The 8,125-nt window shown below is 41.5% G+C and carries 4 protein-coding genes; all 4 read right to left on the bottom strand.

Annotation, left to right across the window (positions count from 1 at the left end; all coding sequences use genetic code 11):
• Positions 1 to 4,726, bottom strand: a 4,726-nt coding sequence (locus tag QZ738_RS10850; protein ID WP_293787409.1) for a PKD-like domain-containing protein, incomplete at its 3' end; no start/stop codon positions are given.
• 461 nt (positions 4,727 to 5,187) lie between these two features.
• Positions 5,188 to 5,802 (bottom strand): Crp/Fnr family transcriptional regulator, encoded by a 615-nt coding sequence (locus QZ738_RS10845; RefSeq protein ID WP_293787407.1) that lies wholly within the window; start codon positions 5,800 to 5,802, stop codon positions 5,188 to 5,190.
• A 112-nt stretch (positions 5,803 to 5,914) separates the two neighbouring features.
• Complete coding sequence (locus QZ738_RS10840; protein ID WP_293787405.1) at positions 5,915 to 6,760, bottom strand: TIGR02757 family protein; 846 nt, start codon at positions 6,758 to 6,760, stop codon at positions 5,915 to 5,917.
• 210 nt (positions 6,761 to 6,970) lie between these two features.
• Entirely contained in the window at positions 6,971 to 8,110 is a 1,140-nt protein-coding gene (locus QZ738_RS10835; RefSeq protein ID WP_293787403.1) for a cystathionine gamma-synthase, read from the bottom strand.
• Between the last annotated feature and the right edge of the window lie 15 nt (positions 8,111 to 8,125).

The following is an 8,125-nucleotide window of genomic DNA, read 5'->3' as shown; positions in this document are numbered from 1 at the left end:
AAGCATCCAGTTTGTCGGTGATCGTATAGGTCAGGGTATAAACGCCTGCAGGCGTGTTCGGAGCGACATTGATTGCACCTGTGGCCGGGTCAAGGCTTACCTTGCCGTTGCTGTCGTTCGTACCGTTGGTGATCGTTACATCTGTTAAAGCTGGTGCAGTGGTGGTGCCGTTATAGTTGTCGTTCGCCAATACGTTCGCGATGGCTGTGCCGCCGGTCACCGAGTTCGCTGTTCCCGCATCGTCCTTCGCCAGGATTGCGCCGGAAGCTACCGTCACTTTTACCGTTGCGGTAGAAACTTTGGAAGCATCCAGTTTATCGGTGATCGTATAGGTCAGGGTGTAAACGCCTGCAGGGGTGTTCGGAGCTACGCTCACCTTGCCCGTCGCCGGGTCAAGGTTTACCTTGCCATTGCTGTCGTTCGTACCGTTGGTGATCGTTACATTAGTTAAATTTGCTTGCAATACTCCCCCATTATAGGTGTCATTAAGCAAAACATTTGCTACCGCTATTCCGCCCGTTGCTGAATTGCCGATACCGTTATCATCTACAGCTAATAAACAAACTGGAACATTTACAGTAACGGTAAAAGGATTGCCAACGCAGCCCCCCGTTATAGTAGCTTTTGGTGTTACCGTGTATATTATGGTTTGCGCTACATTGCTGGTATTAATTAGCGTTTGATTAATCGTATTACCTGATCCACTTGTAGCACCGGTTACATTGCTATTTGAGTTAATAGTCCATGTAAATGAAGCAGAAATAGCATTTCCACCATTTGTGGTATTATTGATATTTGCATTTTGAATGTCATAGCTAAAATTACCTAAACAATTAAGTGTCTTGGTATCATTAAATCCTTTTGGCGTTTGATAAATGGTTACTGTAATTGAAGAGCGGCTTGCACTTTCGCAGCCGTTTACCGTCTGGCTTGCGTAATAAGTACCATTAGTTAGCGCAGTAGTTGAAGCTAAAGCCGTTCCACCGGTTGAGGTACTATACCACTTAACATTGGTGCCTGATGTAGTAACAAGATTCGCAACAGTAGCATTCGCTACTTCACAGAAGGTCTGGTTGCTAACCGTTGGTGCAGGAGTGGCGGTGATGCTTACCGTGATCGCTGCACGATCACTTTCGCAGCCGTTAGCGTTTGTTTGGCTCGCATAATAATTACCGTTTGTCAAGGGAGCGGTAGGTGCCAAAGCCGTTCCACCAGTCAATGTATTATACCATCTAATATTACTTCCTGAGGTAGTAACCAGGTTCGCAACCTTAGCGTTCGAAATCTCGCAGAACGTTTGGTTGCTAGCTGTTGGTGCAGAAATTGCTGTTTTTACAATAACATTGAAACTAAAAGTTGCACCGCTACAGCCATTGTAGATCGGTGTTACAGTGTAACGTACAGTAGCATCAGCTCCGGAAGTATTTGATAAAGTTTGAGAAATTGGCCCGGCTACAGCTGTAGATTGGTCTGAAAAGCCAGAAGCAGTTCCAGTTATCAGCGCAGCTGTCCAAGTGTAGGTTGTTCCATTTACATTGCTATTGGGTGTAACACTAAATGCTGAAGATGAACAAATGGTTGTTCCGGTTGCGGAAGCCGTTAGTGTAGGCACCACATAAACCGTAATAGTAAAAGTATTCCCTGCGCACGAAGCATAGGTTGGGGTGACCGTATAGGTTGCAGTTTGCAACGTTGTACCCGTATTGGTTAAAGTTTGATTTACAGCAGACTGACCCGTGCCAGCTGTTCCGCCAGTAATATTTGATGATGACAGTGAAGGAGCCGACCAGGTGTAAGTTGTTCCGTTCGGCGCATAAACCGGGTTAAAGCTAAAACTACCAGTTTTGCAGATATAATAAGTTTGGTCTGCAATTACCGGCCGCGGCGTTACCGTTACGGTTGCGGTTCCAGAAATGGCGTTGGTACAACCCCCACCAGAAACAATTGCACGGTAAATAGTGGTTGCCTGAATATTGGAGTAACTTAACGTTGTAGTGGTATTAGTAATCGTTGTCCAATTGATATTATCGGTTGAGGATTCCCAACGCACGACAGTTGTAGGCGCACCTGTTAAAGTGAGGGTCCCGTTGGATCCGGAACATACCGTTCCTGATCCAGAAATGGTTCCGGTTGGGTTAATAGTTACTGTATAATTTGCGCTTCTACTTCCACAAGGGCTAGCTGCTACGGCTGTTATGGTTGCCGTACCATTATAGTTGGCAGACCAGGTTACAGTTCCTGTTGCCGCATCGATAACACCCGAATTCGCCGGACTGATACTATAGGTGATACCTGTAGTACTGGTTGCAGTGGCAGTATAACTTTCTACACCAGCCCCCTGGCAACGTGTAGAACTTAAGTTTGCTGCAAATAATGGGGTTGAGGCAGGAGGAATAACCGTTACCGATCCAAGTGTAGTGGTAACGGTAGAGGAAGCATAAGTTGCTTTTATCGTATAATTGTAGGTTCCAGCTGTTGACAGTGTACCACCGTTAATGGTTAAAATGGTATTGCCATTAGAATTACTGGAATTAAAAGTTAAACCCGCAGGTAAACCAGTAACCGATACAGTCGGTGTCCCTGTAATGAGATAGGTAATTGCACTGGAAGTACTGCCTACACAAATCGATTGTGCATCTGTTCCTGCTGCCGATGTTAATGTGATACCAGCCGGAACAACACTCACTGATGCTGTATTGTTCGATAATACGGGATCAGCCTGAGGACCGGTAACCGTAGCTGTATTATTATAATTGCCTGAACTCTTTACAATAGCTTTTATGGTTAATGTTACCATTTGACCAGAAGCCATACTTCCTATTGACCATAAACCTGTTGTTGGATTGTACGTTGTTCCAGCAGTTGTGGTGTTCGAAACATAGGTATATCCTGAAGGCAGAATATCGGTAGCTGAAACACCGATGGCATTACCCGTGCCTGTTACGGCCCCGGAAGCTATATCCGAATTTTTCACTGTAATGGTAAAAGTAACCGTCGACCCTTTTGCAGGTGTTGGATTGTCAACGCTTTTATTCAGTATCAGATCAATATTACACAAAGCAAGTGTTACCGGTAGCGACTGCGAACTCACGCCACATTCCAACATTGAAGTAACGGTGTAAGAGCCAGATAATGGGGCGCGATAGGTTGATGAAGTCTCACCAGGAATTTCAACACCATTAAAATACCATTTGAAAGGAGCAACACTGATCGGATCGGCACTCAATAAAGCAGATGCACAATTTTCTATTATGGATGTCGGTTTTAAAGTTTTCTCCGGAAAGGGCGTCAGAAAGTTCGACATCGAAAAATTGCTACCCGATTGCACCATGGCAACCGTTATCCTGCTGTTGCTGGTAATGAAGTAAGAATTTGGATTACCAATGTTACTATTGTTAAAATTAATGGCATAAGCGCCTGTGCTTCCCAACTGCCTACGCACATTTATTCCACTGATGGTTTCAATATCGGTGTTGGTATAAACCGGATTACCACCAGTGGTCGTGATATAGACTTTATCTGTGGGGCTTTTAGTAACCAAGTAAGCAAAATAAGGCAGGTCTGTCGAGCCATTGGATCTGAATTTTGATGTTTCAGCCTTTAAAGAGCCTCCGCAAGAATTTAAAGGTGACAGTGTAGCAATATCAACCTCACATTGGTCAGCTGTTCCGGAATAAGCCACAACATTTTTTGTAGCTACAATTCTTGATCCCGAAAATGGGTCACCTACCTGAACATTTCCAGTACCATTTCCGGTAGAAATACCATTAGGAAAAGTAATAAAGCTCCCTGCTGCAATGAGGTTATAATTATTGGTTGTTTGAAGAACACCGTTATGGTCAAAATTCATAACCGATACGTTCGTATTAGGCTCAGTGGCAATTACGGTTGTTTGCTCAGCTGTTTTATTACCTCTACCCCTGATTACCACATAATCACTTCCCAGCGAGCTTACCGGTGGAACGGGATTATAGGCACCATCACCACAGGCTTCAGGCGCATCAACATTTATTCCTGTATTCATTACTGCCGGACCAGATGTTTCCACCAAACTACCCATTGCAGCCTGCAAAATATAACTCTGGCCAGCATTCAAGGTCGTAATAGCAGTACCGTTCAGTTTAACCGTAGTATTGTTCTCAATGGCCATTACGCTATAAACCGGCCTAATGGTTGAAACATTAGACGCAACTCCGTTCAAATCACCATCCCTATAATACCCTACTCTAAAGTTATTGCCAATAGCTGCATCTCCAAAACTAAATAGTGAGGCATTTCCTTTAATATACTGGTCATTTACATCATTATAATTTCCTACCGGAATATTATCTGATGCAATGTTTCGCACATTAACAGCGATTGGATTATTCCCTGATACAATAATTCCAGCGGCATCTAAAACAGTATTGATGCTATTTTTTAACAGCCCTATCGGATCTCCAACAAACCTGTAAACTGCCGGATTGCCGGGGGTAGGATTTAAAGTGGTAATCAATGTACCATCACTTTTCTTTACCGTGGCCGTGGTACCAGCAGTATTGGTAGATACAACAATCTCGTTCGCATTACTCCAATACTGCCATGGAGCCGGAGCAATATAATGTGTTTTGTAAGTTTGAGCATGAACTGAAAACGCCGAAAACATCAAAAATAACAATAAGGATGTTAATTTGAGATAGTTTTGTTTGAGGTAACTTGAGTAGAGGAGCTGTGTAAAGTTATTCATTTTCCACTATGGGATATTGGGTAATTATTGCTTAAATTTTTCTTGTTTAGTAGGTAATATATTCACTAAAAAGCAGGGCTTTTAAAACAAATCCCCTGTTTGGATGTTGGCATATCATGTCTGATTCTACTGAAAATGAAAACACTTGTAGGAGGATGTAATTGTCTTAAAAAAACCAGTTTTGGAGATTGAAAACGGATGCTATTTCAAACGTAAAAGCCCAAAAACTGTCTTTTCAATACTACAAAGTAAATGAAAAAAGATAAGATGAAATCATACTTCTGGTCATAGAAGGATGTATGGAAGTGTTTTATTGACAAAAATCAACAGGAACTTTTTAAATGTCTTACTAATAATACATTTTAAAAATGAATTTAACTTCCAAAAATGCGAAAACAGACAAGACAGGACGTCATTTCTGGTGTCTGGATTAGAGTATCTTAAAAGCCTATTGAGGGAGCTTAGATCTTACTCCGGATACGACTCAGTGTTTCTAACCTAATGGCCAGAAAGGAGGCAATATGCTTCAGTGAAACACGATTGATCAAATCCGGAAAAGAATCCAGGAATCGTTTGTATCGTTTTTCTGCAGAAGAAATTCTACACAAATAGGCCCGCTCCTCTGCAGAACGGTAATATAGTTCCATCATTTTTCTGCCCACAATGTTTGCTTCTGTAAAGTTTTCATACAGATATTCTGATAAAACATGCGGAATGGCAATTACGTCAACATCTTCCAATGCCTGCAGATATTCTTCCGATTCGCTCTCAACCCACAAATTACGTATTGTTCCTACTACTTCGTTTTCCTTTGCAATCCAGGTGGTAATTTCGGTGTTTCCATCTTTTATAAACCCCCTAACCACTCCTTTTACGATCAGGAACAGAAATTTATTTCGATCAACCGGCGAAATGAGGTATTTATTTTTTTTATAACTAACCGGAAATGTATGCTGATTGATGCGGCTCTCTATCGCATCATTTAACGGATGAAACTTTTTAAAAATATCGATCAGCGGGGAAAAATTATTGTATTTCTTCCACCTGTCATCATCAGAAAAATTAACTGCGATCATAAAAATTACGGTTGAGATAGACAATTTTCTCTTTTCAAGAGATTACCATGTAATTATAGTAACAATGATGTTAAAAAAGAAGTTTTTATTCAGTTATAATTTTTTAAAAACACTAAAATGTCTTCTCTACACCAAGTCCAAATAAGGCAAAGTCATACTTCACCGGATCCAGTGGGTCGAATTCTTTTAAACGGCCAGTTAACTCTACAGCGGTTAACCAATCTGTTTGCTTTCGGTTAATGAGGCCGAGCAATCGTCCCACCCTGTCTACATGCACATCGCATGGACATATCAAGTCTTTAGGCTTCAGGGTATCCCAGATCCCAAAATCGACACCTCTGTCATCAGCTCTCACCATCCACCTTAAAAACATATTTAAACGCTTGCAGGTTGACTTTTGCTGTGGTGAAGAGATGTGCTTTTTGGTACGATGTGGAAAGTCATCCAACGAAAAGAAATACTTCCTGAAATAATTGAGGCATTGTTCAACAGAAAGCTGTATCTGTCTGGATAAACAGATTTCCGTAGCAGCATCTGTCATTTCATCAGCCACCTCCGGGCAGGCCGTAAGAAATTTGTTCTGCTCAGGTAAAAAAGCCTGTTCTAAACTATCAAAACGGCCGTAATGCATCTTAAAGAACGCAATAAAGTACAGTAAATCCGTATCGTTAAAAGTGCGGTGCTTGAAATCCAGTAAACGCTTTAAATCATTGTCACTATGATTGAGTATAAAATCATGAGGTGCATTATCCATCCGGCTAAGCAACTCGCCGCATTTGCTGATAATCGTTTTCCGCTGCCCCCAAGCCAAAACCGCAGCAAAAAAACCAGCAATTTCGATATCCTGCTTTTTCTCAAAAAGATGCGGAATACAAACCGGATCGTTAGCGATAAAATTTGGCCTGTTATACTGATCAACTTTACTATCAAGGAAATTCTTCAGTTTCAGAAATTGCATACAAGTAATTATTTAAACGAAGATAGCAGCAGAACAGCAACTACCTAAACCGGATTGAAACGGTATCCTTTTTTGTTTTTCAGCTGAATGAATCAAGCATTTTAACAAAAAAGATATAGTGTAAAGCCGGACGAACATCAATATTAGAACTGCCCTTGCTTTTTACAAAAAAAACCGGGCAAATGCTATGCATAATGCCCGATTGAAATTTTAAGCCAATGCCTTTTCGAGATCTTCTAAAAGATCGTCGACATCTTCTACCCCAACACTCAAACGAAGCAGGTTGTCGGTTACCCCAACCTTTTCTCTTTCTTCTTTTGGTATAGAACCATGTGTCATGGTAGCCGGATGATTAATTAGTGATTCAACCCCACCCAACGACTCGGCAAGGGTAAATACTTTAAAATTAGAGGAGATCCTAAAGGTTTCTTCCAAATCTGCCCCTTTCAATGTCATGGAAATCATGCCTCCAAAACCACGCATCTGTTTTCTGGCCACATCATGATTGGGATGATCTTCGAAACCCGGCCAATAGATTTTGTCAACCTTTGGATGTTTTTTTAAATAATGCGCGATACGCTCCCCATTTTCACAATGTGCTTTCATTCGAAGGTGAAGTGTTTTAATACCCCTTAAGACCAAAAAAGCATCTTGCGGACCGGGTGTTGCACCACACGCATTATAAATAAACCAAAGATCTTTATACAATTGTTCGTTGCTGGTTACCAAAGCCCCCATAACTACATCAGAGTGCCCGCCAATATATTTGGTTACCGAATGCATGACAATATCGGCACCCAAATCGATAGGATTTTGCAGATATGGCGATGCAAAAGTATTATCAACGGTTAAGATTAAATTTTTCTCTTTAGTAATCTTTGCTACCCCCTCGATATCAATAATCTGCATGGTTGGGTTGGTAGGGGTTTCTATCCAGACCAATTTTGTCTTATCATTAATGTAAGGCAGCATATTTTCCGGCTTTGAAAGATCGAGAAAATGGAACTTGATTCCGTATTTGGCATAAATTTTAGTAAAAATGCGATATGAGCCACCATAAAGATCATTTCCGGTAATTACCTCATCGCCCGGTTGCAATAATTTTAATACCGCATCAGTAGCGCCCATCCCGCTGGAAAAGGCTAAGCCATATTTGGCATTTTCTAAAGCAGCTAAACAATCTTCCAGGGCTTTACGCGTTGGATTGGTACCTCTTGAATACTCATAACCCTTATTATCTCCGGGAGATTTTTGCCAATAGGTAGAGGTTTGGTATATCGGTGTCATTACCGCACCGGTGGTTGGATCAGGCTCCTGGCCCGCGTGTATGGCTTTAGTGGCGAATTTCATTTTTTTTTAGATTTG

The sequence above is a fragment of the uncultured Pedobacter sp. genome (assembly GCF_913776295.1).
Taxonomy (GTDB): domain Bacteria; phylum Bacteroidota; class Bacteroidia; order Sphingobacteriales; family Sphingobacteriaceae; genus Pedobacter.
Note: the sequence above shows the minus strand (reverse complement) of the source record. Positions and strands in the feature narration are given on the sequence as shown.

Coding starts and splice junctions, on each gene's coding strand:
- QZ738_RS10845 (WP_293787407.1), bottom strand. CDS start 5,802: ATGATCGCAGTTAATTTTTCTGATGATGACAGGTGGAAGAAATACAAT.
- QZ738_RS10840 (WP_293787405.1), bottom strand. CDS start 6,760: ATGCAATTTCTGAAACTGAAGAATTTCCTTGATAGTAAAGTTGATCAG.
- QZ738_RS10835 (WP_293787403.1), bottom strand. CDS start 8,110: ATGAAATTCGCCACTAAAGCCATACACGCGGGCCAGGAGCCTGATCCA.